Origin of the sequence: Nocardia sp. NPDC058480 (assembly GCF_042720495.1) — a bacterium.
GTDB lineage: Bacteria > Actinomycetota > Actinomycetes > Mycobacteriales > Mycobacteriaceae > Nocardia.
In genome coordinates this window covers 104,977-129,866 of the sequence record NZ_JBHXMN010000010.1, presented here as the reverse complement: position 1 = coordinate 129,866, position 24,890 = coordinate 104,977, and the positions used below count along the sequence as shown (strand labels likewise).

Genomic DNA, 24,890 nt, shown 5'->3' with positions numbered 1-24,890 from the left:
AAGAACTATCTCTTTTACTTATTTCCTCGCGGGACGCAGAGTCGAAGACATGACCGATATCGCAATGAAGTTCGCTGGTCCGGTGTTCACCCCGGACGACCCCGGATACGCCGAGGAGATCGCCGGTTTCCAAACCGCCTACGCCCACCGTCCGGCGTTCGTGGTCGGCGCCCTGCACGGTCAGGACGTGCGCGCCGCAGTGGAATTCGCCGCGCGGCACGGGCTCTCGGTGGCTGTGCAGGCGACCGGACACGGGTTGTCGGTCGCGGCCGACGGCGGGGTGCTCATCACGACCGGACGCATGGACAGCATCGCCGTGGACCCGCAGGCCCGTACTGCCCACATCGGTGCGGGGGTGCGCGCGGGTGCGTTGGTCGAGGCGGCCGCTCGGTATGGGCTGGCGCCCTTGAACGGATCGTCGCCGTCGGTGGGTGTCGTCGGGTATGTGCTCGGCGGTGGGCTCGGATTGCTGGCGCGTGAATTCGGTTATGCCGCCGATCATGTGCGCCGCATCGAGCTCGTGACCGCCGACGGCAGAATGCGCTCGCTCGGCCCGCGAGACGAATTGTTCGGGGCGGTACTGGGTTCCGGTGGGAACTTCGGTGTGGTGACCGGGCTCGAACTCGATCTCGTCCCGGTCGACGAAATCTATGGTGGTCAGCTGGTTTTCGATGCACCACTGGTCGATCTGGCGCTGGAGACCTGGCGGGCGTGGACCGCGACTGTACCGAGCGCGCTGACCTCGACGATCGCGGTGATGACCTACCCCGATATCCCGCCCGTGCCGGAATCCCTGCGGGGCCGCCACGTCGCCTCGATCCGGGTGGCCTTCGACGGGTCGGACGAGGAGGGCGAGCGGTGGGTCGCGCCGCTGCGGCAGATCGGACCTCGGCTGCGCGAGGACCTGCGCACGATGCCCTACGCCGAATCGCACACCATCCACAGCGATCCGCCCTTCCCGCACGCCTACGCCGCGACCAACGCGCTGCTCTCGGAGCTGACACGGCAGAGTCTGTCCGCGCTGCGCGCACTGACCTCGCCGGGCGGACAGGTCGACGCGGTGATCGACATCCGCCACCTCGGCGGCGCCCTCCGGCACGGCGGCCCGGCCTCGATCGATCATCGTGATGCCGAGTACATCGTGCGGGTGATCACCGGTCCCGGCGCGGGTGACTCGGCGCCCGAAGGGCTGGCATTGGTCCGGGAAGCGTTGGCGCCGTGGACGATCGGACACAGCCTCGCGTTCCTCTACGGTGCGGGCGGTGCGGCGGACGCGGCCCAGACCGCGGCCGGGTACTCCCCGGACACCTACCGCTGGCTGGCGGCGGCGAAAGCGAAGTACGACCCGCGAAACATGTTCCGGGCCAACCGCAACATCGCTCCCAGCGCCTAGCGGTCTCTTGCTCGGCCTCCCGATATCTACTATCTTGGTGATATCACTCAGATATCGGGAGGATGTCATGGAGCTGCGATCCGCATTCCGCGTCAATGGATTCGTCGTCTTGCTGGGGTGCCTGGTGCTCACCCTGTTGTTCAGTGCCGCTGCCGTTTTCGCGTTCGTCGCGGCCGCGCAACACGGTGGCGGCGCGCCGGCCTGGATCGGTGCGGTGGCTGCCTCGATCGCCGCGTTTGTCATGATGCTGCTTGCCACCGGGCTGACCATCGTCAACCCCAACGAGGCCAAGGTCGTCACCTTCTTCGGCCGCTACATCGGCTCGGTCAGCGATCCCGGGTTCTTCTCGGTGGTTCCCATGGCCGACCGCAAGTCGATCTCGCTGCGGGTGCGCAACTTCGAGACCCAGAAGCTGAAGGTCAACGACGCCGACGGCAACCCGGTCGAGATCGCCGCGGTCGTGGTCTACAAGGTCGTCGACAGCTTCAAGGCGGCTTTCGCTGTGGACGACTACGAGGAATACGTCGAAACCCAGTCCGAAGCCGCCGTGCGCCACCTCGCCACCACCCACCCCTACGACGCCCACGACGATTCACGCACCAGCCTGCGCGACGGCGCCGAGGTGGCCGAGGAACTGACGGCCGAGCTGCGCGAACGCACCCTCACCGCGGGCATCGAGGTCATCGAGGCCCGCATCACCCACCTCGCCTACGCCCCCGAGATCGCCCAGGCCATGCTCGTGCGTCAGCAGGCCGCCCAGGTCGTCGCCGCCCGCACCCAGATCGTCGAAGGCGCCGTCGGTATGGTCGCGCTCGCTCTCGACCGCCTCGCCGAACAAGGCACCGTCGAACTCGACGAGGAACGCAAGGCCAACATGGTCTCCAACCTGCTCGTCGTCCTCTGCGGCGACCGCGCCACCCAGCCGGTCGTCAACACCGGATCCCTCTACTCCTGAGCCGCGGCGATGACCCAGCCGAAGAAGGAACCCAAAAAGATCCTGCTGCGGCTCGACCCGGCCGTCCATGAGGCACTCGCCAAATGGGCGGCCGACGACCTGCGCAGCGTGAACTCTCAGATCGAGTACGCGCTGCGCATGGCCCTCGAGCAGGCCGGACGTAAACCCAAGCGGGACTGAGTCAGGGTCATGAACTCCACGGGAGGGGTGATGGTCCCGTGGAGAATCGCCTGGCTCGCGTCATCCGAGATCGGGCATGTTCTTGAGCTGTCTGCGCGAGGTGATACCGAGCTTGCGGAAGATGTTGCGCAGGTGGGCGTCGACCGTCCGGGGGCTGAGGAACAGGTGCGTGGCCACCTCCCGCGATGTCGCGCCCGCCGCGACCTGGCGAGCGATATGCATCTCCTGCATGGTCAGGCGGTCGTAGGTGTGCTCGGAACGGGCACGGGCCACTTCGCCGGTCGCGCGTAGCTCGTCCGCGGCCCGTCGCGCGAACGCCTCCATGCCGATCTTCGAGAGTTGTTCATGCGCGGTACGCAGGTGTTCGCGTGCGTCACGACGGCGGCCCGCGCGGCGCAGCCACTCCCCGTACCGCAGGTGTGCCCGCGCGAGGTGCGCCATCAGCGCGCTGTCCGCCAGGTACTCGAGTGCCGCCATGTGGTCCTCTTCGGCATCGTTGACCAGCGCTCGCGCACCTGCCGCCACGCCGAGGGCGAAGCTGGTTCCCGCGGGCTCGGTGCGCTCGATCAGCGACGCCAGCGCCGACCGCGCGACGGCGGTGTCGCCGCACCGGACCGCGGCCTCCACCAACTCGGGCAGCGCGAATCCGGCGAGGAAGAGGTCGCCGCCCGCCACCGCCCGCGTGGCCGCGTCCATCGCGGCCGGGTATTCGGCCAGGCCGTTGTACAGCACGGCCGTCGCCCAGTGAGCGTTCGCGGTCAGCTGACCGGTGCCACGGCTCATCACCTCGGCGAACACGTCCAGGACCTCCTCGCGGCGGCCACGCATCGCCGCCACGTGCACTCTCGGGTACAGCTGCGGCAGATCGCCGAGGGCGTCGGCGATCGCTTCCTCTTCGGCGATCGCGGCCATCGCCTGCCCGAAGTCGCCGGCGAACACCGCCGATACTGCCGTTTGCGACAGGCCGAGCCGGATGGTGATCGGCGACCCCGTGTCCCGCCCGGTCCGCACCAGCCACTCGGTCACCGTGGCGTGCAGGTCGATGTCCCACAGTTCGCCCGCGAGCACCGTGGCCAACGCGGGCGCCTGAGTCCAACCGGCATCGTCGCCGGTGAGAATCCGTCGAAGCGCAGGTACTCCGGCGCTGTGTCCCGCGGTGCTCAACAGCATGAGCGCGTCGAGCAGATCCGGCGCTCGCGTGGCCGTCGGCGCCGAGCGGGCCGCGTCGAGCACCCGGTCCATCACCCCCGCGGCCCGCCCGACGACGAGCCCCATCTCCAGTGCCGCGACGAAGCACGCACGCGACTGTTCCGGATCGACGTCGGCGAGCCGCTGACCTGCGCTCATGATGAGCTCTGGACCCCGGACGGCCCCGTCGTCACCTTGGACGAACGCGATCCGTCCGCGCAGTAGGTCGACCGACGCGTGCCGACGATCATCGAGCGTCTCGGTATCGATACTGGCGAGCAGATCGGCCGCCGCGCTCGCTCCGCCTGCTTCGAGTGTCGCCCGAGCGGCCGTCAGCGTCCGCTCGGTCTGCTTGCCTGCGTCGAGCGACAGCGCCGCCGCACGTTCGAGAAACGCGGCGGCCGCCGCTATGCCGCCCCGTGCCTGCGCACGCCACGCCGCCGACTCCAACTCCGCCGCGACCTGTTCGTCCGGCCCGCTGGTGGCCTGAGCACGGTGCCAGGCCCGCCGGTCCGGAGCGCCGTCCGGGTCGGTGGCATCGGCCAGCGCTCGATGCGCGGCATGACGCTGTTCCGGTTCGGCCGCCCGGTAGGCGGCCGAACGCGCGAGCGGGTGGCAGAAGCGCGCCCGCGTATCGACCTGCATCAGCGCGGATGCCGAGGTGGCGGCGCTCGCGGCGGGCACGTCGATGCCCAGCCGCCGCGCGGCCGCCCACAGCAGAGCGGGGTCGCCGGTGGGATCGGCGCTCGCGACCGTCAGCAGCAGCCGTGCGTTCGGGGGCAGTTCCGCCATCCTGGCCAGGAAGCTCCGCTCGATCCGGTTCGCGACCGGCGACGGCGTCGGCAGCGCGAAGCCACCGGCTTTCGGCAATTCGATCAGGGCCAGCGGGTTTCCGCGTGCCTCGGCGAGCAGGCGGTCGCGCACCCGCTCGTCGAGTGTCCCGGTCTGCTCCGCGGCCAGCAGCTCGCGCGCGTGGGCGTCGCCGAGGCCACCGATGGTCAGCGCAGGCAGCTCGTCGAGCCCGCGGGTGGCATCGTCGCGCGCGGCGAACACCATCACGATCGGCTCCGCCGCGATGCGCCTGGCCAGAAACGTCAACGCCCGCGCGGAGGCGCCGTCCATCCAGTGCGCGTCGTCGATGAGGCACAGCATCGGGCGATCCGCGGCGGCGGCCGCCAGCAGTTCGAGTGCGGCGAGGCCGACCCGGAACGGGTCCGGCGTTCCGTCGGCCATCCCGAAGGCGACCAGGAGGAAGTCACGGTAGGGAGCCGACAGTTCGTCGAGGTGCGCGAGCACCGGGACACACACCTGATGCAGTGCCGCGAACGGCATTTCACCCTCGAACTCGGCCCCGGAGGCTCGGATTATCCGGAACCCGGCCGGCGTCGCGTGTTCGACGTGGTCCAACAGCGCGCTCTTGCCGATGCCCGGTTCGCCGCGCAGGACGAGCACGCCGCCCGCACCCTGTTCGGCCGCGCGGACGAGGGCGAGGAGGCAATCGATCTCGGTGTGCCTGCCGACGAGCGAGCCGCGTGACGTCGTGCGCATGGTGCGAACAATAGGGGTCCGCGCCGACCGGCGTGCCGGCGGAAGTAGGTAATTGTCGCCGACGCGAGCAGGGGCGTGCCCAGTGGATCGTGGTGGCATGACGACACAAGCTCGCAGCACATCAGCGCCGCCGACAGTGCTGACCCGTTCGGGGATACCCCGCCCAGTGGCGATGATCGGCCTCGCGACGGCCATGTTCCTGGTCATTCTCGATGCCGCGATGGTGAACCTCGCCGGGTCGACGATCCGGGACGGTCTCGCGCTGACGGCCGCGGAACTCACGATCGTCGTCGACAGCTATCTGGTGGCGTTCGCCGGTCTGCTCCTGCTCGGCGGGCGGCTCGCCGACGTGCTCGGCGCCAGAAAAGTGTTCCTGGGTGGAATAGCTGTCTACCTCGCTGCCTCGGCCTTCTGCGCGGTCGCCACCAGCGGCACGATGTTGATCGCCGGACGGATCGGGCAGGGTGTCGGTGCCGCGATCGTGATGCCCGCGGCGCTCTCGCTCGTGCTCGCCCTCTATCCGTCTCCCGCGGAACGCACTCGGGCGATGGGCATCTGGGGCGCCGTCGCGGGGGCAGGCAGTCTCCTCGGTGTCTTTCTCGGTGGAACGTTGACCGAATTGCTCGGCTGGCAGTCGGTATTCGTGACTCCGGTGCCGTTCGGCATCATCGGGGTGATCGTCGTGGTGCGCGCGGTGCCGTCGGTTCCCGGCAGGCCAGGCCAGTTCGATGTGCTCGGCGCCGTCACCATCACCACCGCGATCTCCGGCCTCGCGCTGGGCATGGTCGCCGCCGCTGACGCCGGATGGACCGCGCCCGCCACGGTCACCGGCCTCGCAGTCGGCCTCGCCTCGCTCGTGGCGTTCGTGATCGTCGAGCGCAGCGCGGCCCGTCCACTCGTCCCGCTCGGGGTGTTCCGTCGCAAGGCTGTGGCCACGGCGAACCCGGTGATGCTGCTGATCGGCGGCACGCTGACGAGCCTGTTCTTCTTCCTGCCCCAATACCAGCAAGACATTCTCGAGATGAGCCCGCTCGCCGCCGGGATGGCGCAGATCCCGATCGCCGTCATGATCATCGTGGGCAGCATCGTGGCACCCCTGCTGGCTCAGCGACTCGGAGTGGCTCGCGCGCTGCCGGTCGGCCTCGCCGTGCTGCTCGTCGGCTTCTTATGGCTGGCGCTCGACCCGACGACCAGCGGCTTCTCCGTCAGCCTGCTCGGCGCGTTCCTCCTGATCGGCACCGGCCTCGGACTCGGTGCGGTCAACGCCACGGCGATGGCGGTGCGCGACAGCGCCGACGGTGAGTCAGGTCTGCTCAGCGGACTCGTCAACGCCGCGCAGCAGCTGGGCGGCGCGGTCGGGCTCGCCGCGCTGGCCGGAATCGCGATCGGCACCGCGGGGACAGACGGCGACATCTCGTTCACCACCGCGTTCCTCGGTGAGGCCGCGCTCATCCTGATCGCCCTCGCACTGGCGCTCATTTCCACTGTCAGCACACGGCGGCCCGAGCCGGCCGCCGCGCGCTGACCTCCTCTACTGAAGGGACCTTTTGACGATGAAAACCCGCACCGTCCTCGTTACCGGCGCGACCGGAACCGTCGGATCCGCACTGATCCCCGCGCTGCAAGCCCGTGGTGTGACCGTCCGCGCGATGACCCGCAACCCCGATCACTCCGTCCCCGGCGTCGAGACCGCTGTCGCCGACCTGCAGGATCCGGCCTCGGTCGCCGAGGCGCTGAAAGGCGTCGACGCGGTCTTCCTCAACAGTCCATCGGCACCCGACGCCGCCGCGCTCCAGATCCAGTTCGCCGACCTCGCCCGCGACGCGGGCGTGCACCGGCTCGTGCTGCTCTCCCAGTACGCGGCACGCATCGACTCGCCGGTGCGGTTCCTGCGCTGGCATGCCGAAGTCGAAGCACATGTCAGCGAGCTCGGGCTCGACTACACCGTGCTGCGCCCGAACCTCTACCTGCAGGCACTACTCGGCTTCGCCGGCACCATCGCGCAGGGCTGGTTCGCCGCACCCATCGGTGACGCGGCTGTCAGCCTCATCGACACCAGAGACATCGCGGATACCGCCGCCACCGTGCTGACAACAACGGGACACACCGGCCACACCTACACCCTGACTGGACCCCGCGCCCTTACCCACGCCCAGATCGCCTACGCGATCGCCTACGCCACCGGGCGCGACATCACGTTCCACGACGCACCCGCCGACCAATTCACCGCCGTGCTGACCGGGATTCTGCCGCCGTGGCAGCTCGACGGGCTCGTCGAGGACTACGCCCACTACGCGCGAGGCGAAGCCGCCGAAGTGCACACGTGTGTCACCGACCTCACCGGCCGCCCCGCACGCGACATCACCGACTTCGCCCGCGATTACGCAGCCGCCTTCATTCCGGCATGATCTACCACTGCATTCGATTCACCCTCCGGCCCGGAGTCTCGGAGGAGGAGAAGGTGATCGGTCTCGCGCAAATGCGCGAGCACATCCACGCCATCCCGTCGATCAAGGCACGCGTCGTCGGCCCCGACTTCGGCGGTGAATTCGAGTACGGCGCTGTGTCTTTGATCGAGGATCTCGAGGGTTACGAGGAGTACATGAACCACCCGGCGCACTTGGCGATGGACCGAGCCGGGCTGCCGCTCGTCGACAAGTTCGTGTCGTTCGACATCACCGACGATCCGGATCCGGAGGTCGGCGCGAAGATCGCCGAGATCCACCGACGCAGGTTCGACAACGTCCCCGATATCGCCGAATTGGTCTCCGGCCTAGCCGAATACACCGGCAGCGCAGCGCCCGGCGAACATGGCCCTGCGCTGCCGGGAGCCGCAGCGGGTTGAGACCGCATCACAGGTCCGCTGGAGCGCGTGCCGCCAGCGGACCTGGGTCGGCCCGGCCGGAATCCTGAGTAGGTGCCGAACCATCCGCCTGCGACGCCGAGCTAGGTGATGGTCGCGTTGCGGAACGCCAGATACGGGGCGCTGGAGCTGAAGCAGATCGCTGAGCCCGCGGTGCCCGTCGCGAGCCCACTGGTGGTTTGCCCGGTTCGCAGAATCGTGGCTGACGGGACGATCGGTCAGCCGACGCCCAGGACTCGGGAGAGGAGGCGTTGGCGGGTTCGGGTGCCGGATTTGGCGAGGATGGCTTTGACGTGGTCGTTGATCGTGTGTTCGGACAGGAATAGTTCTGTTGCCAGTTCGTGGGAATCCAGGCCTGTCGCCACGAGGGCCAGGACCTGGGATTCCCGGGCGGACAGGGCGTGGGCTCGGGCGAACAGGTCGAGGCGTTCGGCGGCGGTGCTCGGTTCGAGGGCCACGGCGATGTCGGTGCCGATGCGGTCGGCTTTCACGGTGAGCCAGCGGTTGCCGCCCAGATGGACGCGGGCAGTGGCGGGGCCGAGGGGCGTGGCTGCCTCGATGGCGAGCAGGGCGGCGCCTACGTTGTAGACCGAGGCGGGGACGGGGGGAATCGGATCGTCCGGGGGGAGCAGGCGGAGCAGGGAATCCGCGGCGGCTGCTGTCTGGGAGCGCACGCGCAGGGTGTCGTCGAGGAGTACAACCGCGGGGCCGAGGGGTGCGAGCCGGGCGTCGGATTCGACGAAGGTGGCACCGACGGTCCGGCGCAGGCCGACGGTGACCGTGGTTGTCAGCGTGCTCAGCGCAGCGAGTTCTGCTCTGGTGAAAGGGGATTCGGTGTAGCGGAGCAGTTCGAGAAAACCCCAGCAACCGTAGCGGTCGGCGAAGGTGACGGTGGCGGAATCGGTGATGCCGAGATCGCGCTGCGCGGTGCGCCACAGCAGGGAACGGTCCGGGTCGCCGTCGGTGGCGCCGAGCAGGGAATGGGCGCCGGTGCCGCGCACGGTGTCCCAGCGATTGAGCGGGGTGAGATAGCGGGCGCGGATCAAGTCCGGCACGAGCCCTAGGTCGAGTCCGGGGAGATCGGCGAGCGGCGCCGTCGCGACGGCGGTCACAGGATCGGTGAGCGCGAAGACATGACCGGCGAACGGGATCGCCGCGCGGATCTCGACCAGGACGAGTTCCCGCAGTCGTTTGGCGGAGTGATCGGCGCGGCACAAACGGCCGATCCGGTCGGCCAAGATACTCGGCACCTATCCAGCCTACGGCGCAATCCCCCCAGGATCAGGGATGTTCCAGCGCATCGGGCCGGCCGATGATCGGGGTATCCCATCCGGCACGACGACGGAGGTCATCATGGCCATCACCCTGCACATCGACAACACCGTTCGCGACTACGACGACTGGAAGGTCGCCTTCGACCAGTACGAGCGGTTCCGCGCCGACCACGGCGTGCGCGCCTACCGTGTCGGCCGGGTCGACGGCACGCCACCGCGGGTGCTCATCGACCTCGATTTCGACGACCGCGCGGCCGCTGAGGCGTTTCGCACCGCGCTGGCGACCGTGCTCGCCACCCCGCGCAGCACCGCGATGGTGATCAGTCACAAAGCCTGGCTCGTCGACGTGGTCGACGAGCGCGTTTCTCCCTTGATCGACGCGCCGAGCGCCGCACGGGGACAACCTAAGTCGGCGGCGCCGGTAGTTTGATCGGGTGCCCATCTCGTTCGACATTCCTGGAATGCAACAGTTGGACGACACGACCTGGGGGAATCCGGCCACTCGTGACGTCGTCGCGCTGAACTATGTCTACGGCGCGCCCGACCTACCCGCTCGACTCGACGACTTGAAGCGGTTACGCAGGCGGCTGGCCGAGCACCACGCGCGGACCGGCTGCCTGATCGAAGCCTTCGTGGTGTGGGTCGACCAGCTGCCTGCCCTGCTCCGGGTGGAGAAGACTCAGCTGCCCGGTCCGCGCGGTGAACTCGTTTTCGCGGCGTCGATCGTGGTGCCCAAGGACCGGTGCTCGGCGGTATTCCAGATCATGTGCCCCGAGACCGGTCCGCCCGGCGCGCGCGAAACCTCGATCGGCAGGCAGGTTCGGCGCAGCGAGATGTGTCCGCCCCACCCGTACGCGCCCGGCCTGCGCGGACGGTTGCCCTATCTATTGTCCGATGACGTCCGCTTCGATGCCGAGTTCCCCGACCACGCGCTGACCAGGGCGCGCCGCTGGGTCGCCGACACGGTGCCGAACGTGCGGGTCGACGCGTCCTTCGCCGCGCTACCGGCGTTCTAGGGCTTCTCGGCGATGAAGATGGCGGTTCCGGGGAAGATCTGCCCGCGCAGCGGCGACCACTGACCCCATTCGCGGTCGAGCCACTCCGGCCACTCCGGTTCGACGATGTCGACCAGGTGCAAGCCGGCGCCGACGATCTCGCGGACGCGGTCCCCGATCGTGCGATGGTGCTCGACATAGGTCGGCACACCGTCACCGTCGACCTCTACATAAGGGGTGCGGTCGAAATAGGGGATCGTGGCGGTGAGACCCGCCTGGCCCGGATCGTCGGGGAAGATCCAGCGCATCGGATGGTTCACCGAGAACACCCAGCGCCCGCCCGGCCGCAACACCCGCGCTACCTCGCGCATCACCAGCGCCGAATCGGCGACGAAGGGCACCCCGCCGAACGCCGAACACGCCAGGTCGAACGACGCGTCGGCGAAGGGCAGCGCCTCGGCCCCCGCCTGCACGAGGGGCACCCGCGGTCCGCCCTGATCCATCGCGGCCACGCCACGCTCCAACATCCCCATCGATACATCGAGCCCGACCGGGAACGCGCCGTGACCGGCCAGCCACCGCGAGCACGGCGCCGAACCGCAGCCGATCTCCAGGATGGTCTTGCCGGTCACGTCCCCGAGGAAGCCCATGTCACCCTCGTGCAGGCCCTCCGGGCACCACACGAACTCGCCGCCGGGGGAGTCGACGCCGAGGAAGTCGGCGTGGGTCTGGTGGTACTGCTCGGCGTCGGCGTCCCACCAGCGGCGATTCGCGCGTTCGCTGTCGCGCGAGTCGATCTTGGTTCGGGTGGTCGCTGAGGTACCCAGCAGCGCGTTGGCCTGCGCATGGCGTTCGTCGTCGGACACGCCGAACAGGGTATCGGCGTGGTGCGGGGGGTGGTTTGCCCGGCTCGGCGCCGGTCGCGTAGGCTGACACACGCTGTAGAGGGACGCTGAAGTTGATCAGCGGCAAGTGCGACAGTCCATGCGATACTTTACCGGTATCCCTTCGTCGCGTCGTCGCGGTGATCTCGCAGCGTACCGAAAGATCCAATGTCCGCAACCGACCACAATCCGTCCGGAGCAAACCCACATATGCCCACCACCGTCACCTCGCCGCAGGTAGCCATTAACGACATTGGCTCCGCCGAGGATTTCCTGGCCGCCATCGACGCAACGATCAAGTACTTCAACGATGGTGACATCGTCGAAGGCACCATCGTCAAGGTCGATCGTGACGAGGTCCTGCTCGACATCGGTTACAAGACCGAAGGTGTCATCCCCTCCCGCGAACTCTCCATCAAGCACGATGTCGACCCGAACGAGGTCGTTTCCGTGGGCGACGCGGTCGAGGCCCTGGTCCTCACGAAGGAGGACAAGGAAGGCCGCCTGATCCTGTCGAAGAAGCGGGCGCAGTACGAGCGCGCGTGGGGCACGATCGAGGAGCTCAAGGAGAAGGACGAGGCCGTCAAGGGCACCGTCATCGAGGTCGTCAAGGGCGGCCTGATCCTCGACATCGGCCTCCGTGGCTTCCTGCCTGCCTCGCTCGTCGAGATGCGTCGTGTCCGCGACCTCCAGCCGTACGTCGGCAAGGAGATCGAGGCCAAGATCATCGAGCTCGACAAGAACCGCAACAACGTGGTTCTGTCGCGTCGCGCCTGGCTCGAGCAGACCCAGTCCGAGGTCCGCAGCGAGTTCCTGCACCAGCTCCAGAAGGGCCAGGTCCGCAAGGGCGTCGTGTCCTCCATCGTCAACTTCGGTGCCTTCGTGGACCTGGGTGGCGTCGACGGCCTGGTGCACGTGTCCGAGCTGTCCTGGAAGCACATCGACCACCCGTCCGAGGTCGTCGAGGTCGGCAACGAGGTTACCGTCGAGGTTCTCGACGTCGACCTGGACCGCGAGCGCGTCTCCCTGTCGCTCAAGGCGACCCAGGAAGACCCGTGGCGTCAGTTCGCCCGGACCCACGCCATCGGCCAGATCGTGCCCGGCAAGGTCACCAAGCTCGTTCCCTTCGGTGCCTTCGTGCGCGTCGAAGAGGGCATCGAGGGCCTGGTCCACATCTCGGAGCTGGCCGAGCGCCACGTCGAGGTCCCGGACCAGGTTGTGGCCGTCGGCGACGACGCCATGGTCAAGGTCATCGACATCGACCTCGAGCGTCGTCGTATCTCGCTGTCGCTGAAGCAGGCGAACGAGGACTACAACGCCGAGTTCGACCCGTCGAAGTACGGCATGGCCGACAGCTACGACGATGCGGGCAACTACATCTTCCCCGAGGGCTTCGATCCCGAGACCAACGAATGGCTCGACGGGTTCGACAAGCAGCGTGAAGAGTGGGAAGGCCGCTACGCCGAGGCCGAGCGTCGCCACAAGATGCACACCGCTCAGATGGAGAAGATGGCAGCCGACGCTGCCGCCGAGGCCGCCGCTGGCGGTCCCGTCGCGGGCAACTACTCCTCCGAGACCGGTGGCAGCGCGGCTGCGTCCACCTCCGGTCCGGCCGAGTCCACGGGCGGCTCGCTGGCCAGCGATGCCCAGCTCGCGGCTCTGCGGGAGAAGCTCAGCGGCAACGCCTGATTCAGTCGGCTGACGCCTGAATCAACAACTGCATTACCGAAGGCCCTGGTCCACACGGACCAGGGCCTTCGGCCTTTTCGGGGGTAAGTTCCCGTCAGCGTCCGACAGTGAAGCGACGCTGGAGGTGGCGCGGCTGGTCGACCTCGTCGAGGAGCGCGACGGCGAGATCCTCGGCCGAGATATCGGTGTCGGAGTCGAGGAGCTGATCACCGCCGAGCCGGTAGCGCCCGGTGCGCGGGCCCGGTTCGATGCGGCCCGAGGACGGGCTCAGATAGGTCCAGTGCCGATTGGACTGGCGGTAGATGTTCAGTGCGTCGCGACCGGCGAGTACGGGTTCGCGATACTCGGTCGGTACCCGCAGTTCCTCGGTGAGCACCCGGGTGAAGTCCGGGGTGTCGACCAGCTGCAGGCCGGGGGCGACCTCCAGGCTGCCGCCGCCACCGACGACGATCAGCCGGATCTCCGGATGTCGTTGCAGCGCATCGACCATCGCCCGCGCGCCGACGACGAAATTACCGGCCTTGGCGATGGTGTCGGCGATGCCGTGCCCCGCGTTGACTGCGCTGATCACCACGTCGAGTCCCGCGATCGCCGTGGCGATGCTGTCGGCGTCGAGCCAGTCGGCGGCTCGCCATGTTGTGTCTCCACGCTCGGTAGGAAAGCGGGCCGAATCGCGGGTGAACGCTGTCACCCGGTGTCCCCGATACTGTGCTTCGGCGACTACTCGGGAGCCGATGACGCCGGTCGCGCCGAATACTCCGATATTCACAATGCCACTCGTTTCTGCGTGGTGTTCGATTACTACACGGCGTTCAGTAATGACACGGCTGATAGTAGACGAACACTGTAAGGTGTCAACCGTGGTCGAGGTGAGGAATCGGCGCGAGCGATTGCGCGAGGAAGCGACAGCGGAGATCAAGGCGATCGCGTTGCGGCTGTTGACCGAAGGTGGCCCCGACGCGATCTCGTTGCGCGCCATCGCCAGGGAGATGGGGATGACCGCGGGTGCGCTGTACGGCTACTTCCCGGCCAGGGACGACTTGATCACCACCCTCATCGCCGACGTCTACACCTCGCTCGTCGACCGGGCCGTAGCCGCGCGTGATGCGATACCCGATACCGATCCGGCCGGTCGGATCGTGGCTTGGGGTGAGACCGTCCGCGAGTGGGCGGTCGCCAATCCGGCTGGGTTCAAACTGATCTACGGCGATCCTGTCCTCGGCTACCAGCCGCCGGTCGGTGGTCCTTCTCGCGATGCCGAACTGCGGGCGTGCAGCGGATTGGTGGGTCTGGCCGCGGCGGCGTGGCCCTACGCCGCCGGCTTGCAGACCATTGGTGCGCCGGCTTGGTCGGATTTCGATCCCGGGCTCGTCGATCATGTGCGCGGCGACTTCCCCGACCTGCCTGCTGCGGGATTGGCTCTCGCACTGCGGATGTGGGGGCGCATGCACGGGCTGCTCGCGCTGGAGATCTACGGTCATCTCGGGCCTCGGGCGCAACATCCGGACAAGCTCTACCGGGCCGAGATGCTCGATCTGGTCCGTTCACTCGGGTTGCGAGAATAGGCCCATTCCCAGGTGGAGTACCGTGTGCGCGATTGCTCCATCCCCCTACGGGAAAGGTGCTCCAATCCGATGAGTTCTGGTCCCTTCGCCGGTCTCAATCGGCGGCAGTTCCTTGCGAAGGCGATGGCCGCCGGTGCGGTGGGAACGCTTGCCACCTGGGCGAATCCGATTATCGACCGAGCTTTTGCCGCCGATCCAGCCGGTATGGGTGGGCTCGGCGATATCGAGCATTTCGTCTTGCTCATGCAGGAAAACCGGTCCTTCGACCACTATTTCGGCACCATGTCGGGTGTGCGCGGGTTCGGTGAGGCGTCGGCTTCGTGGCGTCAGTTCGGGTGGTCGCCCGGAATCGGGCCCACCGCAGAGGGTTTCGTCGAACCGTTTCGGCTCGACACCACTCGCGGCGCCACCCTGGACGGGGAGTGCATCAACGACCCCGACCACACCTGGCCCGGCATGCACAAGGCATTCAACAACGGGCGCAACGACGGCTGGATGCCGATGTCGGTGGCCTCGGTAGGGCCGGGTAACGCGCCCGCGGCGATGGGTTACTACCTGCCGGAGGACATTCCGATCCATACCGAGCTCGCGCAGGCATTCACCCTCTGCGACAACTACCACTGCTCGGTGCTCGGCCCCACCGACCCCAACCGGCTGTACTGGATGAGTGCGAGTATCGACCCCGACGGCCTGGCGGGCGGTCCGCTGGTGGAGACGCCCCTCCTGCTCCCGAAGAACGTCTACAGCTGGCGCACTTACCCGGAGAACCTGTCCGAGGGTGGGGTGCCGTGGAAGATCTACAGCAATCGCGATATCGGCGAGGCCTCGTCGATGATTCTGGACGGCATGATGGGCTGCTTCACCCAGGCCGCCGACCCGAATTCCGAACTGGCGCGCCGCGGTATCGCCCCGACCTATCCGAACGATTTCCAGGCCGACGTCGCCGACAACACCCTGCCCGCGGTGTCGTGGGTGGTCCCGTCGGTGCTGCACTGCGAACACCCCGCGCTGCCGGCGGCTTTCGGCGCGCTAGGGATAGTGCAGCTTCTCGATATCCTCACCTCGAATCCGGCGGTGTGGGAGAAGACCGCGCTGATCATCAGCTACGACGAGAACGGCGGCTTCTTCGACCACGTCACCCCGCCGACCCCGCCGCCCGGCACCGCGGGCGAATTCCTGACGGTGCCACTGGACCGGGTGCTCGCGGCGGGCGGGATCACCGGCCCGATCGGACTGGGCTACCGGGTGCCGTGCATGGTGATCTCGCCGTACAGTCGCGGTGGGCTGGTCGCCTCGCAGACGTTCGACCACACCTCCCAATTGCGTTTGCTGGAAACCAGATTCGGCGTCGACGTGCCGAACCTGACCGCCTGGCGACGCGGCGTCACCGGTGACATGACCTCCACCTTCGACTTCGCGGCGGCGCCGGATGCCGCGAAACCGGTGCTGCCCGACCCGCGTCCCAAGGCCGACGCGGCGATCGCGCAGTGCGGTCCGAATATCGCGGCGGGCACGCTGGGACAGGGTGTGCCGTACCCGGTGCCGCCGAACGCGATGCCGGCTCAGCAGCCGGGGACTCGGCGCGCGCCGAGCGGTCTCGTCGGCGTGTGAGCCGGGGGTGGGCTCGGTATCAGGCCGGGCCCACTGTCAGCTCGCGGCAGCGGGCGACCAGTATCCGGTGGCCATGCTGGGGCGTTTGCGCATCGCGGCGAAGCTGTGTCTGGCGGGGGAGAGCAGGGTGCTGAACCAGGAACGCCGGTATTCGGCGAGAGTCGCTGCGACGGCGGGGAATTCGATGCAGTGCACACCGCCCTGCATGCCGAGGCGGTGGCGAGCCGCCCGGTGGTTCCTGGTACCCATGATCATCCTGTCGGTAGTCGTGCGGCCTTCTCGCCTGCGCGGAAGATTAATCCACGCGACGCGCCCGGCCCGGGATCTTCCGCCGCTCCGGGGGTGGGCGTGTCGCAGGAGCTGCCCCGACCCGGCGGTCGAGATGCGAGACTGGGCCCATGTTGCGGATCGGCCTCACCGGAGGCATGGGAGCGGGTAAATCCACAGTGGCGCGGACGCTGGTCGAGCTCGGGGCGGTGCTCATCGACTCCGACGCGATCGCTCGCGAGGTCGTCGCCCCTGGCACGCCGGGCCTGGCTGCGCTGGTCGAGGAGTTCGGTGCGGCGATCCTGAGCCCCGACGGCAGTCTGGATCGGCCCGCGCTGGCCGCGGTGGCCTTCGCCGACGACGAGTCGCGGGGCAAGCTCAACGCCATCACCCATCCGCTGGTCGGTGCCCGCACCGCGGAACTGATCGGCGACGCGCCCGCGGATGCCGTTGTGGTGCAAGATATTCCGTTGCTCGTCGAGAACGGGCTCGCGCCGCTGATGCAACTCGTCGTTGTGGTCGGGGCCGAGGAGAAGACCAGGCTGCGCAGACTGGTCGAACACCGCGGGGTAGCCGAAGCGGATGCGCGAGTCAGGATCGCCGCGCAGGCCACCGACGAACAGCGCCGCGCGGTCGCTGATGTGTGGCTCGACAACAACGGTGCGCCGGAGGTGGTCGAGGCGCAGGTCCGGGAGCTGTGGACGCGACGGCTGGTGCCGTTCGAGCGCAATCAGCGCGAGGGCGTCCGCGCGCGCGCCGACTACCGCCTCGTCACCGACCAGGAATGGGACATGCAGGCGCGCAGGATCATCGCCCGGCTGCACCTGGCGTGTGGTGCGTCGGCGGTGCGCATCGATCACGTCGGATCGACCGCGGTGCACGGACTACCCGCCAAGGACATCATCGACATCCAGGTGACGGTGGCCGACATGGCCACGGCCGAATCGCTGACCGATGCGTTGACGGCGGCCGGGTTCCCCCTGGCCGCGGGGGTGACGCACGACAATCCGAAACCGAGTCAGGGTGATCCCGAAGGCACCGACCTCGCCCGGTGGGGCAAGCGCCTGCACGGCAACGCCGATCCCGGTCGACCCGCCAATATCCATCTGCGTGTGCGGGATTCGCTCGGCCAGCGGTTCGCGATCGACCTGCGCGACTGGTTGCGGGCCAACGAAAGCGTGCGGTCGGAGTACCTGGCGGTCAAGCGTGGGGCCGAACTCGCGGCGGCGGATCTGACCGATGACGCGGCCGGTGATGCCTACTACGTGGTGAAGGAACCGTGGTTCGACGCGGTCTATCCGGTGGTCACCGAGTGGGCGCACGCCCGCGCGTGAACCGCGTACCAAACTGTTAAACATCATTGTTTCGGAAACCGTCCGCACGCTGTCGCGCGCTGTGTAAATTGTGCGAAGTCACCACGGGGTGACTCAATTCACAGGGAAGTTGTAGCGCGTATGACAACACATCACCGTCAGTTCGGCCGTGCGGGCTTCGGTATCACCGCACTCGGCGCCGTCGCCGCCAGCCTCGTGCTGGCCGCTCCGCAGGCCTCGGCCTGGGTCGGCAACCTCGGCGTGGCCGGAACCGACCACAAGGTCGGTTGCAGCTACAAGCTGACCGCGAGCGTCGAGGTCGACCGGTTGACCTCGGTGAAGTTCACCGACAACGGCGTGGATATCCCGGGCAGCCCGGTGTCGCCGTCGCTGCTGTCGGGCACGGTGAGCATCACCTGGAAGCCGACCACAGCGGGCCAGCACAAGCTCGAGGCGCGTCAGCTGCTGATCAGTGACTCGATCACCGTCACGGTCGGTGCGGCGGGCAGTACCGGTAGCGCGTCGTGCGGCGGCGGCCTCGCGGATCTGTTCCCGAGCCTGTCGGCCGGCTGACACCGACTCCCCGCACCGCCCGGACCCCTACCGAGGTCCGGGCGGTTCGTCGTTTCGGCGCCAGGTCAGGGTCATCCCGAAGGTGCTCAACCAATTCTCCAGCGAATACCCGTGCGCGGCGATCCCGTCGATCGCGGTGGTGGCGTGTTCGATCGCGGCCTGGCATTGGGCGGCGTCGAGCAGGCCGTCGGCGTGCGCGCCGAGCAGTTCGTCGACATCGACGAGCCGGACATCACGCCCGGTGCGGACCAGCAGATCGAGGTAATGGTCGATCGAGCGCCACAGCGTCGGCGACTCCCTGGTGAACGCGCCGACATCGACATAGATGTCCTGCCACTGATCGACACCAGGGTTGTAGTGCAGTTTCGACGCGCGCAGCGACAGCTCGGGGAGCAACCACGATTCCAGGTAGTGGAAGTGCGCGTGATCGGAGTGACGACCCATGTACAGGCCCCACGGCTCCACCCGATAGATCTCCACCGGTCGGATGAACCCTTTGGGGTCGGTGTTCGTTTTGGCCGCGACGTCGAAGTACTCGACCTTGGGTGGATGCACGTGCACGGTGGATGCCTGCGTCATGAGCGCAGAATCTACCGGCGCGTGCCCACCCTCGCCCGGTCGCCGGCTACATCCAGGTCAGCGTGATGTCCCGGGAGCGCAACCACTGTTCGACATCGTGGTCGTTGGCTGCCAAACCGTCGAGCACGCGCGCGGCGCGTTCGAATGCCCGGTCGGCGTGCTCGGTGTCGACATGGCCCGCGGCGTGCGCGGCGAGCAGTTCGCTCGATCCGGACAACGTCGACGACCGGCCGCGCCGCACCGCGACGTCGAGGAAGTAGTCGGTTGCCATCCACCGTTTCGGCCCGACCTGGGCGAACTCGACGATGTCGAGCACGTAGTCGTGGCTGCGGTGATGGCCGGGCCGGTCGTGGCTGATGGTGGCGCGAATCGCGTGGCCGGGCAACATCCACGACTCCTCGTAGCGACCGTGCGGCCGGTCGAGAATGCGGGCCAGGTAGATGCCCCATGGCTGCACTCGGTACCGGTCGACCGAGTGGATGTAGCCCTTGGCATCGGTAACGGTCAGCTCGGCGAGGTCGAAGTATTCGACCCGGGGTCTGGCGGCCGGTGAAACGGTTGTCGAATCAGTGGTCGGTGTGTGCGGGCCGCGTATCTCTCTGGCGAAGTATCCGGCGAATCCGGTTACCGCGGGAGCCGCGACGAGCAGGGGAAGTAGAACGCTCATGGCCTTGTCCTTCACCACGTGCCGATGATCAACTCAGGGTACGCCCGCATCGGGCCGTATGGCGTGTTCGATTCGGTACCGCGATCGGCGAATATCTTTGGGGCAAGCGACTTTTCGGGCATCAGTCGAGGTGCCCGGAATTCGCCGAGTTGGGGCTTGATGCCTCTACCAGGCGAAACAGTAGTCGCCGCCGGTTTGCGTGCAGTGGTTGCTGTCACGTTCGCGCAGCGCTGTGACGGTATCGATGAGCAGAAGTTCACCCGAACGACCACGTCCCGACCGACGGTCATCGGCGCGGCGCAGGGCGTGGCGAACGGGCGGTGGTTCGCCGGCGCCGAAACGTGTCAGTGGTCGCGCCTAAGCTTGGTCCATGGCATTCGCAACCGAGATCCCGACGGAAGGGTACGAAGAGCGGGGTCACCCGATCGCCCATTCCGAGCACCGCCCCGTCGGCACGATCGAGCGCACGGGCGCCCGGTTCGAGGTGGTCAGCGAGTACTCGCCCGCAGGCGACCAGCCCGCGGCGATCGCGGAGCTCGAGCGCCGGGTGAACGCGGGGGAGAAGGACGTTGTCCTGCTCGGTGCCACCGGTACCGGTAAATCGGCGACCACCGCGTGGCTGATCGAGAAGTTGCAGCGACCCACCCTGGTGATGGCGCCGAACAAGACCCTCGCCGCGCAGCTCGCCAACGAGCTGCGCGAGATGCTGCCCAACAACGCGGTCGAGTACTTCGTCTCCTACTACGACTACTACCAACCCGAGGCGTACATCGCCCAGACCGACACCTACATCGAGAAGGACAGCTCGATCAACGACGACGTCGAGCGGCTACGGCACTCGGCGACCTCGAGTCTGCTCTCGCGTCGCGATGTCGTGGTGGTCGCGTCGGTGTCGTGCATCTACGGCCTCGGCACCCCGCAGTCGTATCTGGATCGGTCGGTGCAGCTCGAAGTCGGTGGCGAGATCGATCGCGACGCGTTGCTGCGGCTGCTGGTCGACGTGCAGTACACCCGCAACGACATGTCGTTCACCCGTGGCTCGTTCCGGGTGCGCGGCGACACCGTGGAGATCATCCCGTCCTATGAGGAGCTGGCGATCCGCATCGAGTTCTTCGGTGACGAGATCGAGGCGCTCTACTATCTGCATCCGCTCACCGGTGATGTTGTGCGCCAAGTGGATTCGGCGCGCATCTTCCCGGCTACCCACTATGTGGCCGGTCCGGAGCGGATGGAGCGGGCGGTCGTCGACATCGAGGCCGAATTGGCCGCGCGGCTGGCGGAATTGGAGCGTCAGGGCAAGTTGCTCGAGGCGCAGCGGTTACGCATGCGCACCGAATACGACCTGGAGATGATCCGTCAGGTCGGCTTCTGCTCGGGTATCGAGAACTATTCGCGCCACATCGATGGGCGTCCGGCGGGTTCGGCACCGGCCACGCTGCTCGACTACTTCCCCGACGATTTCCTGCTGGTGATCGACGAATCGCACGTCACGGTGCCGCAGATCGGTGGCATGTTCGAAGGTGACATGTCGCGCAAGCGCAACCTGGTCGATTTCGGTTTCCGGTTGCCCTCGGCAGTCGACAACCGCCCGCTGACCTGGGAGGAATTCGCCGGGCGAATCGGTCAGGCGGTGTATCTGTCGGCGACACCCGGCAATTACGAGCTGGGTCAGGTCGGCGGTGAGGTGGTCGAGCAGGTGATTCGCCCGACCGGCCTGGTCGACCCGAAGGTCGTGGTCAAACCGACCAAGGGCCAGATCGACGACCTGGTGCACGAGATCCGTGAGCGCGCCCAGCGCAACGAGCGGGTGCTGGTCACCACGCTCACCAAGAAGATGTCCGAAGACCTCACCGATTACCTGCTCGGCCTGGGCGTGAAGGTCCGCTACCTGCACTCCGAGATCGACACGCTGCGCCGCGTCGAATTGCTCCGCCAGCTGCGCCTCGGCGAATACGACGTGCTCGTCGGCATCAACCTGCTGCGCGAGGGTCTCGACCTGCCCGAGGTGTCCCTGGTGGCAATCCTCGACGCCGACAAGGAAGGGTTCCTGCGGTCGAGCACCAGCCTCATCCAGACCATCGGCCGCGCGGCGCGCAATGTGTCCGGCGAAGTGCACATGTACGCGGACAAGATCACCGACTCGATGCAGCACGCGATCTCCGAGACCGACCGTCGCCGTGCCAAACAGGTCGCCTACAACGAAGAACACGGCCTCGATCCGCAGCCGCTGCGCAAGAAGATCGCCGACATCCTGGACCAGGTGTACACCGAAGCCGAGGACGAGGTGGCCGTGGGCGGATCGGGTCGCAACGCCAGCCGCGGCAGGCGTGCTCAGGGTGAGCCGGGCCGGGCGGTCAGCTCGGGCATCTACGCCGAACGCGACGTGAAGTCGATGCCGCGCGCCGAATTGGCCAACCTGGTCACCGAACTCACCGCGCAGATGATGAACGCGGCCCGCGAACTGCAGTTCGAGCTGGCGGGCCGGTTGCGTGACGAGATCGCCGACCTGAAGAAGGAGCTGCGCGGCATGGACGCCGCGGGGCTTTCCTGACGACAATGACGACGCCAGAGCCTGTCGGCGGCCGCGCACCCGGGCTGCGCGACGGATCGCGCAGCTCGGAGGCGAGGTCCCCGCAGTCGAGGACCCAGCCCAGTGCGTCGCTACGCCTGCTCGGCCATCCACGCGGCCACCCGGCGGTCGGCCTCTTCCTTGGAGACGTCCTCGACGCGGGTGATCACCGCCCAACGGTGCCCGAAGGGGTCGATCACCACGCCGAAGCGGTCGCCGGTGACGAAGGTCTGCGGCTCCTCGGCGCTGCGGGCACCGTGGGCGAGCGCGCGGGCGATCACCGCGTCCACGTCGGGGCAGTAGTGCACCACCGAGGTGTGTACCCAGTCCTCGGGGGCGCGAACATTGTTGTCGGGGATGGGCATTCCGAGCTGCAGCGTGGAATCGCCGATGAGCAGTTCGGCGTGCGCGGGCTGGCCGTCGGGCCGATCGGCCCGGCTGAGTACCTTCGCGTCGAAGACCGCGGTGTAGAAGTCGATGGCCGCGTTACCGTCCGGCACGGCCAGGAAACAGGTGATGGAGTGGTAGCCCTCCGGAATGGGCGCAACGGGATTGGTCATGACTGCGATCCTGCTCCGCCACCGGCGACCCGTCTTGTAAGAACGCGACAGATCGGCCGGTGATGACAGCGGCGCCGGATCCCGGTGATGTGAAAGGAATCCTGCACCCCGACGAGCAGGCCAGACACCGGTCGCTGCACCGGCTCGGGGTCGGGCCCGCGCTGGCCGAATTCGCGGACCGGTACTGGGTGGTGCGCTGGGATCTGCGTGGGCAGCCCAGCTATTCGGCCGAGGTGCTGTCGTTCCCGTGTGTGAATGTCACTTTCGAACGCAGCACCACCCGCACCGGCGGGTTCGTCAACGGTGTGTGCACGACGAAGTACGTGCGCGAGCTCGAGGGGGAAGGCGAGACCTTCGGCATCCGGTTCGCCCCCGGCGGCTTCGGTGCCTTCACCGGCATGGATGTCGGAGCGCTACGCGATGATTCGGCGCCGTTGAGTGCGGTGTTGCCAGAGGCCGCGGGGCTGGCCGAACGGGTGCTGGCCGAACAGTCCGACGAGCGAAGGCAGGTCATCGTCGAGGAGTTCTTCGCGGGCCGCGGTCGCACCGACGATCCGCACTACGCACTGGTGACGCGCATCGTCACAGCCATGGCGAACGATCCGGAGCTCACCAGGGTCGACCAGGTCACCGACCGTTTCGCGATCCCGATCCGCACCCTGCAACGGCTGTTCCGCCGCTACGTCGGGGCAGGCCCGAAATGGGTGCTGTGCCGGTTCAGATTGCAAGACGCCGCAGACCTGCTCGCGCGTGGCCGCCTCGATCTCGCGGTACTGGCCGCCGACCTCGGCTATTTCGACCAGGCGCATTTCAGCCGCGAATTCACCGCCGAGATCGGGATGTCACCGACGGAATACGCCCGCAGCGCACAGGTGGTCTCCACGGCACGGTGACCGGTGGAACGACCCCAGAATCGGGGGGTTTGAAATATTGACGTTCCAACTTGGTGTGGCGGTATTCGTCGATAGTGTCACCGCATTCGCAGCGGCCATTGCTGCGTGGAGAAGTCAGGACATCAACAGTGACAACATCTTTCGACCGGACCGCCCGTCTGGGCGCCGCCCTCGGGACCGCCCTGGTCGCCACCGCATTGCTCGCACCGACCGCGCATGCCGATGGCCAGTGGGTCAGCGTCTCGAGTCAGGACCCCAAGGCCGGCTGTTCCTACACGCTGGTCGCAGTCAATGTCGTCGGCTACAGCTCCGGCTACGCCGGTGCGCCGGTGACCTTCTATGACAACGGCGAGGTGATCGACACGGTCACGGTCCCGGCGTTCGGCGAGACCAAGACCTCCTGGCGCCCCTCCGTGGCCGGTTCACACGAAGTGACGGCGAAAGTCGACGGCTATGGGCGTATCTGGTGGATCACCCCCGCCACGGTGACCGTCGCGCCGAATACCGGTACCGGCAGCGCCGCCTGCGGATTCCCCAGTTTCTCCGGCTGATGTGATCGAAGTCCCAGTCGCACTGCGTCGTTGATCGTGTTGTGATAGGCCACAATTTCTTCGACCTGCGGTTCTATCGCCGCAGGTGGATGTTCTCGACTGTCGCGAAAGCCACCGTGACATCGGCACACACGCCAACACTCCGGGATGTGATCTATTGCGAATTGTCGATAAATCGGCCTGATTTGGCGTTAGGGTCGAGCCGATTGCCGCGCTGACGCTCGATTCCCGAGTGGTTCGGTGCTGGCACCGACCAAGTTGGAGGAGAGATGACCGCCTACCGGACCATTGTCGTCGGTACTGATGGCTCGGATTCGTCGTATGTGGCGGTGGAGAAGGCCGCGGCGCTCGCCGGGGACGCGGAGGCAACTCTCGTGCTGGCCTGCGCCTACTTCCCGACCGACGACCGCGACGTCGCCGCCGCCGCCGATGTGCTCAAGGACGAGGCCTACCAGGTCCGTGGCTCGGCCCCGACCAACGAGATCCTGCACATCGCCCGGGAGAAGGCCCTGGCCGCCGGTGCGAAGAACATCGTCGATCGCGCGATCGTCGGCGAGCCGGTCGATTCGCTGCTCGACCTCGTCAACGAGGTGGACGCGGATCTGCTCGTCGTCGGTAACCGAGGCCTCAACACCCTCACCGGCCGCCTGCTCGGCTCCGTCCCCTCGGACGTAGCCCGCAAGTCCCGTTCGGACGTGCTGATCGTCCACACCGTGCGCTGACCGCCTCTCCGGGTATTCAGGCCAGACCTAGGTGGGAGTTGCGAGCGTAGG

At 67.5% G+C, this 24,890-nt stretch carries 25 protein-coding genes; 17 read left to right on the top strand and 8 right to left on the bottom strand.

Translation table 11 applies throughout. The features are described 5' to 3' along the window. Positions 1-49: 49 nt before the first annotated feature. From ACFWO8_RS22885 to ACFWO8_RS22875, 3 genes are all read left to right on the top strand, one after another. Positions 50-1,393 carry an FAD-binding oxidoreductase gene (locus ACFWO8_RS22885; RefSeq protein WP_378956816.1) on the top strand — a complete coding sequence of 448 codons (1,344 nt, stop codon included), beginning with the start codon at positions 50-52 and terminating at the stop codon, positions 1,391-1,393. A 67-nt stretch (positions 1,394-1,460) separates the two neighbouring features. Further along, positions 1,461-2,348: an SPFH domain-containing protein gene (locus ACFWO8_RS22880; RefSeq protein WP_378956804.1), complete on the top strand. Its 888-nt coding sequence runs from the start codon at positions 1,461-1,463 to the stop codon at positions 2,346-2,348. Positions 2,349-2,357: 9 nt separating this feature from the next. After that, complete coding sequence (locus tag ACFWO8_RS22875; RefSeq protein ID WP_378956797.1) at positions 2,358-2,528, top strand: toxin-antitoxin system HicB family antitoxin; 171 nt, start codon at positions 2,358-2,360, stop codon at positions 2,526-2,528. Positions 2,529-2,588: 60 nt separating this feature from the next. Here ACFWO8_RS22875 and ACFWO8_RS22870 read toward each other — a convergent pair whose 3' ends face one another. Then, on the bottom strand, positions 2,589-5,264 hold the full coding sequence (locus tag ACFWO8_RS22870; RefSeq protein ID WP_378956787.1) for an AAA family ATPase: 2,676 nt from the start codon (positions 5,262-5,264) through the stop codon (positions 2,589-2,591). Between the two features lie 97 nt (positions 5,265-5,361). Between ACFWO8_RS22870 and ACFWO8_RS22865 the strand changes: the two genes are divergently transcribed. From ACFWO8_RS22865 to ACFWO8_RS22855, 3 genes are read left to right on the top strand one after another with little or no spacing between them, the layout of a single operon-like run. Further along, a complete protein-coding gene (locus ACFWO8_RS22865; protein ID WP_378956781.1) occupies positions 5,362-6,789 on the top strand; it encodes an MFS transporter in 1,428 nt (475 codons plus the stop codon). A gap of 28 nt (positions 6,790-6,817) precedes the next feature. Then, the gene (locus ACFWO8_RS22860) at positions 6,818-7,672 is read left to right on the top strand and encodes an NAD(P)H-binding protein (RefSeq protein WP_378956771.1); all 855 of its coding nucleotides are present in this window, start codon (positions 6,818-6,820) and stop codon (positions 7,670-7,672) included. Continuing rightward, positions 7,669-8,109: a Dabb family protein gene (locus ACFWO8_RS22855; protein ID WP_378956759.1), complete on the top strand. Its 441-nt coding sequence runs from the start codon at positions 7,669-7,671 to the stop codon at positions 8,107-8,109. The genes ACFWO8_RS22860 and ACFWO8_RS22855 overlap by 4 nt, the downstream gene beginning before the upstream one ends. A 236-nt stretch (positions 8,110-8,345) precedes the next feature. On the opposite strand, the gene ACFWO8_RS22850 is transcribed toward ACFWO8_RS22855, so the two are convergent. Continuing rightward, positions 8,346-9,377 (bottom strand): LuxR C-terminal-related transcriptional regulator, encoded by a 1,032-nt coding sequence (locus tag ACFWO8_RS22850; protein WP_378956751.1) that lies wholly within the window; start codon positions 9,375-9,377, stop codon positions 8,346-8,348. Positions 9,378-9,480: 103 nt separating this feature from the next. Here ACFWO8_RS22850 and ACFWO8_RS22845 point away from each other — a divergent pair, with 103 nt between their 5' ends. Further along, positions 9,481-9,831: a hypothetical protein gene (locus tag ACFWO8_RS22845; RefSeq protein ID WP_378956742.1), complete on the top strand. Its 351-nt coding sequence runs from the start codon at positions 9,481-9,483 to the stop codon at positions 9,829-9,831. 31 nt (positions 9,832-9,862) lie between these two features. Beyond that, a complete protein-coding gene (locus tag ACFWO8_RS22840) occupies positions 9,863-10,417 on the top strand; it encodes a hypothetical protein (protein ID WP_378956737.1) in 555 nt (184 codons plus the stop codon). On the opposite strand, the gene ACFWO8_RS22835 is transcribed toward ACFWO8_RS22840, so the two are convergent. Further along, entirely contained in the window at positions 10,414-11,262 is an 849-nt protein-coding gene (locus tag ACFWO8_RS22835; protein ID WP_378956728.1) for a class I SAM-dependent methyltransferase, read from the bottom strand. The genes ACFWO8_RS22840 and ACFWO8_RS22835 overlap by 4 nt on opposite strands. A 228-nt stretch (positions 11,263-11,490) precedes the next feature. On the opposite strand from ACFWO8_RS22835, the gene rpsA reads away from it, so the two are divergent. Further along, positions 11,491-12,969 carry a 30S ribosomal protein S1 gene (gene rpsA, locus ACFWO8_RS22830; RefSeq protein WP_056824523.1) on the top strand — a complete coding sequence of 493 codons (1,479 nt, stop codon included), beginning with the start codon at positions 11,491-11,493 and terminating at the stop codon, positions 12,967-12,969. A gap of 94 nt (positions 12,970-13,063) precedes the next feature. Here rpsA and ACFWO8_RS22825 read toward each other — a convergent pair whose 3' ends face one another. Further along, positions 13,064-13,738 carry an NAD(P)-dependent oxidoreductase gene (locus ACFWO8_RS22825; protein ID WP_378956708.1) on the bottom strand — a complete coding sequence of 225 codons (675 nt, stop codon included), beginning with the start codon at positions 13,736-13,738 and terminating at the stop codon, positions 13,064-13,066. 91 nt (positions 13,739-13,829) lie between these two features. Here ACFWO8_RS22825 and ACFWO8_RS22820 point away from each other — a divergent pair, with 91 nt between their 5' ends. Continuing rightward, positions 13,830-14,534 (top strand): TetR/AcrR family transcriptional regulator, encoded by a 705-nt coding sequence (locus ACFWO8_RS22820; protein ID WP_378956691.1) that lies wholly within the window; start codon positions 13,830-13,832, stop codon positions 14,532-14,534. A 69-nt stretch (positions 14,535-14,603) separates the two neighbouring features. After that, on the top strand, positions 14,604-16,145 hold the full coding sequence (locus tag ACFWO8_RS22815) for a phospholipase C (RefSeq protein WP_378956656.1): 1,542 nt from the start codon (positions 14,604-14,606) through the stop codon (positions 16,143-16,145). Positions 16,146-16,181: 36 nt separating this feature from the next. Here the strand turns inward: ACFWO8_RS22815 and ACFWO8_RS22810 are convergent, their stop codons facing one another. Then, positions 16,182-16,394 carry a hypothetical protein gene (locus ACFWO8_RS22810; RefSeq protein WP_378917402.1) on the bottom strand — a complete coding sequence of 71 codons (213 nt, stop codon included), beginning with the start codon at positions 16,392-16,394 and terminating at the stop codon, positions 16,182-16,184. Positions 16,395-16,543: 149 nt separating this feature from the next. Between ACFWO8_RS22810 and coaE the strand changes: the two genes are divergently transcribed. Beyond that, positions 16,544-17,746, top strand: a complete 1,203-nt coding sequence (gene coaE, locus ACFWO8_RS22805) for a dephospho-CoA kinase (RefSeq protein ID WP_378956637.1) — start codon at positions 16,544-16,546, stop codon at positions 17,744-17,746. Positions 17,747-17,866: 120 nt separating this feature from the next. Then, positions 17,867-18,298: a hypothetical protein gene (locus ACFWO8_RS22800; RefSeq protein ID WP_378661173.1), complete on the top strand. Its 432-nt coding sequence runs from the start codon at positions 17,867-17,869 to the stop codon at positions 18,296-18,298. 27 nt (positions 18,299-18,325) lie between these two features. On the opposite strand, the gene ACFWO8_RS22795 is transcribed toward ACFWO8_RS22800, so the two are convergent. Beyond that, positions 18,326-18,877 (bottom strand): DUF402 domain-containing protein, encoded by a 552-nt coding sequence (locus ACFWO8_RS22795; RefSeq protein WP_378956620.1) that lies wholly within the window; start codon positions 18,875-18,877, stop codon positions 18,326-18,328. Between the two features lie 46 nt (positions 18,878-18,923). Continuing rightward, positions 18,924-19,544, bottom strand: coding sequence for a DUF402 domain-containing protein (locus ACFWO8_RS22790; RefSeq protein ID WP_378956614.1), 621 nt, complete (start codon positions 19,542-19,544; stop codon positions 18,924-18,926). Between the two features lie 370 nt (positions 19,545-19,914). On the opposite strand from ACFWO8_RS22790, the gene uvrB reads away from it, so the two are divergent. Next, a complete protein-coding gene (uvrB, locus tag ACFWO8_RS22785) occupies positions 19,915-22,095 on the top strand; it encodes an excinuclease ABC subunit UvrB (protein WP_378956606.1) in 2,181 nt (726 codons plus the stop codon). A gap of 110 nt (positions 22,096-22,205) precedes the next feature. On the opposite strand, the gene ACFWO8_RS22780 is transcribed toward uvrB, so the two are convergent. Then, positions 22,206-22,673 carry a VOC family protein gene (locus tag ACFWO8_RS22780; protein WP_378956595.1) on the bottom strand — a complete coding sequence of 156 codons (468 nt, stop codon included), beginning with the start codon at positions 22,671-22,673 and terminating at the stop codon, positions 22,206-22,208. A gap of 62 nt (positions 22,674-22,735) precedes the next feature. Between ACFWO8_RS22780 and ACFWO8_RS22775 the strand changes: the two genes are divergently transcribed. The 3 genes from ACFWO8_RS22775 (at position 22,736) to ACFWO8_RS22765 (ending at position 24,839) form a co-directional block, all read left to right on the top strand. Then, positions 22,736-23,566: a helix-turn-helix domain-containing protein gene (locus ACFWO8_RS22775; protein ID WP_378956587.1), complete on the top strand. Its 831-nt coding sequence runs from the start codon at positions 22,736-22,738 to the stop codon at positions 23,564-23,566. Between the two features lie 128 nt (positions 23,567-23,694). Then, complete coding sequence (locus ACFWO8_RS22770) at positions 23,695-24,117, top strand: hypothetical protein (protein WP_378956572.1); 423 nt, start codon at positions 23,695-23,697, stop codon at positions 24,115-24,117. A gap of 269 nt (positions 24,118-24,386) precedes the next feature. Continuing rightward, positions 24,387-24,839, top strand: coding sequence for a universal stress protein (locus tag ACFWO8_RS22765; RefSeq protein WP_378956561.1), 453 nt, complete (start codon positions 24,387-24,389; stop codon positions 24,837-24,839). Positions 24,840-24,890 lie beyond the last annotated feature (51 nt).

What these genes read in the sequence shown, in the direction of transcription:
- ACFWO8_RS22855 (WP_378956759.1), top strand. Translation starts at nt 7,669, where the DNA reads ATGATCTACCACTGCATTCGATTCACCCTCCGGCCCGGAGTCTCGGAG.
- ACFWO8_RS22795 (WP_378956620.1), bottom strand. Translation starts at nt 18,877, where the DNA reads ATGACGCAGGCATCCACCGTGCACGTGCATCCACCCAAGGTCGAGTAC.
- rpsA (WP_056824523.1), top strand. Translation starts at nt 11,491, where the DNA reads ATGCCCACCACCGTCACCTCGCCGCAGGTAGCCATTAACGACATTGGC.
- ACFWO8_RS22860 (WP_378956771.1), top strand. Translation starts at nt 6,818, where the DNA reads ATGAAAACCCGCACCGTCCTCGTTACCGGCGCGACCGGAACCGTCGGA.
- ACFWO8_RS22865 (WP_378956781.1), top strand. Translation starts at nt 5,362, where the DNA reads ATGACGACACAAGCTCGCAGCACATCAGCGCCGCCGACAGTGCTGACC.
- ACFWO8_RS22815 (WP_378956656.1), top strand. Translation starts at nt 14,604, where the DNA reads ATGAGTTCTGGTCCCTTCGCCGGTCTCAATCGGCGGCAGTTCCTTGCG.
- ACFWO8_RS22880 (WP_378956804.1), top strand. Translation starts at nt 1,461, where the DNA reads ATGGAGCTGCGATCCGCATTCCGCGTCAATGGATTCGTCGTCTTGCTG.
- ACFWO8_RS22775 (WP_378956587.1), top strand. Translation starts at nt 22,736, where the DNA reads ATGACAGCGGCGCCGGATCCCGGTGATGTGAAAGGAATCCTGCACCCC.
- ACFWO8_RS22790 (WP_378956614.1), bottom strand. Translation starts at nt 19,544, where the DNA reads ATGAGCGTTCTACTTCCCCTGCTCGTCGCGGCTCCCGCGGTAACCGGA.
- ACFWO8_RS22840 (WP_378956737.1), top strand. Translation starts at nt 9,863, where the DNA reads ATGCAACAGTTGGACGACACGACCTGGGGGAATCCGGCCACTCGTGAC.
- ACFWO8_RS22780 (WP_378956595.1), bottom strand. Translation starts at nt 22,673, where the DNA reads ATGACCAATCCCGTTGCGCCCATTCCGGAGGGCTACCACTCCATCACC.
- coaE (WP_378956637.1), top strand. Translation starts at nt 16,544, where the DNA reads ATGTTGCGGATCGGCCTCACCGGAGGCATGGGAGCGGGTAAATCCACA.
- ACFWO8_RS22810 (WP_378917402.1), bottom strand. Translation starts at nt 16,394, where the DNA reads ATGGGTACCAGGAACCACCGGGCGGCTCGCCACCGCCTCGGCATGCAG.
- ACFWO8_RS22875 (WP_378956797.1), top strand. Translation starts at nt 2,358, where the DNA reads ATGACCCAGCCGAAGAAGGAACCCAAAAAGATCCTGCTGCGGCTCGAC.
- ACFWO8_RS22800 (WP_378661173.1), top strand. Translation starts at nt 17,867, where the DNA reads ATGACAACACATCACCGTCAGTTCGGCCGTGCGGGCTTCGGTATCACC.
- ACFWO8_RS22845 (WP_378956742.1), top strand. Translation starts at nt 9,481, where the DNA reads ATGGCCATCACCCTGCACATCGACAACACCGTTCGCGACTACGACGAC.
- ACFWO8_RS22870 (WP_378956787.1), bottom strand. Translation starts at nt 5,264, where the DNA reads ATGCGCACGACGTCACGCGGCTCGCTCGTCGGCAGGCACACCGAGATC.
- ACFWO8_RS22885 (WP_378956816.1), top strand. Translation starts at nt 50, where the DNA reads ATGACCGATATCGCAATGAAGTTCGCTGGTCCGGTGTTCACCCCGGAC.
- ACFWO8_RS22765 (WP_378956561.1), top strand. Translation starts at nt 24,387, where the DNA reads ATGACCGCCTACCGGACCATTGTCGTCGGTACTGATGGCTCGGATTCG.
- uvrB (WP_378956606.1), top strand. Translation starts at nt 19,915, where the DNA reads ATGGCATTCGCAACCGAGATCCCGACGGAAGGGTACGAAGAGCGGGGT.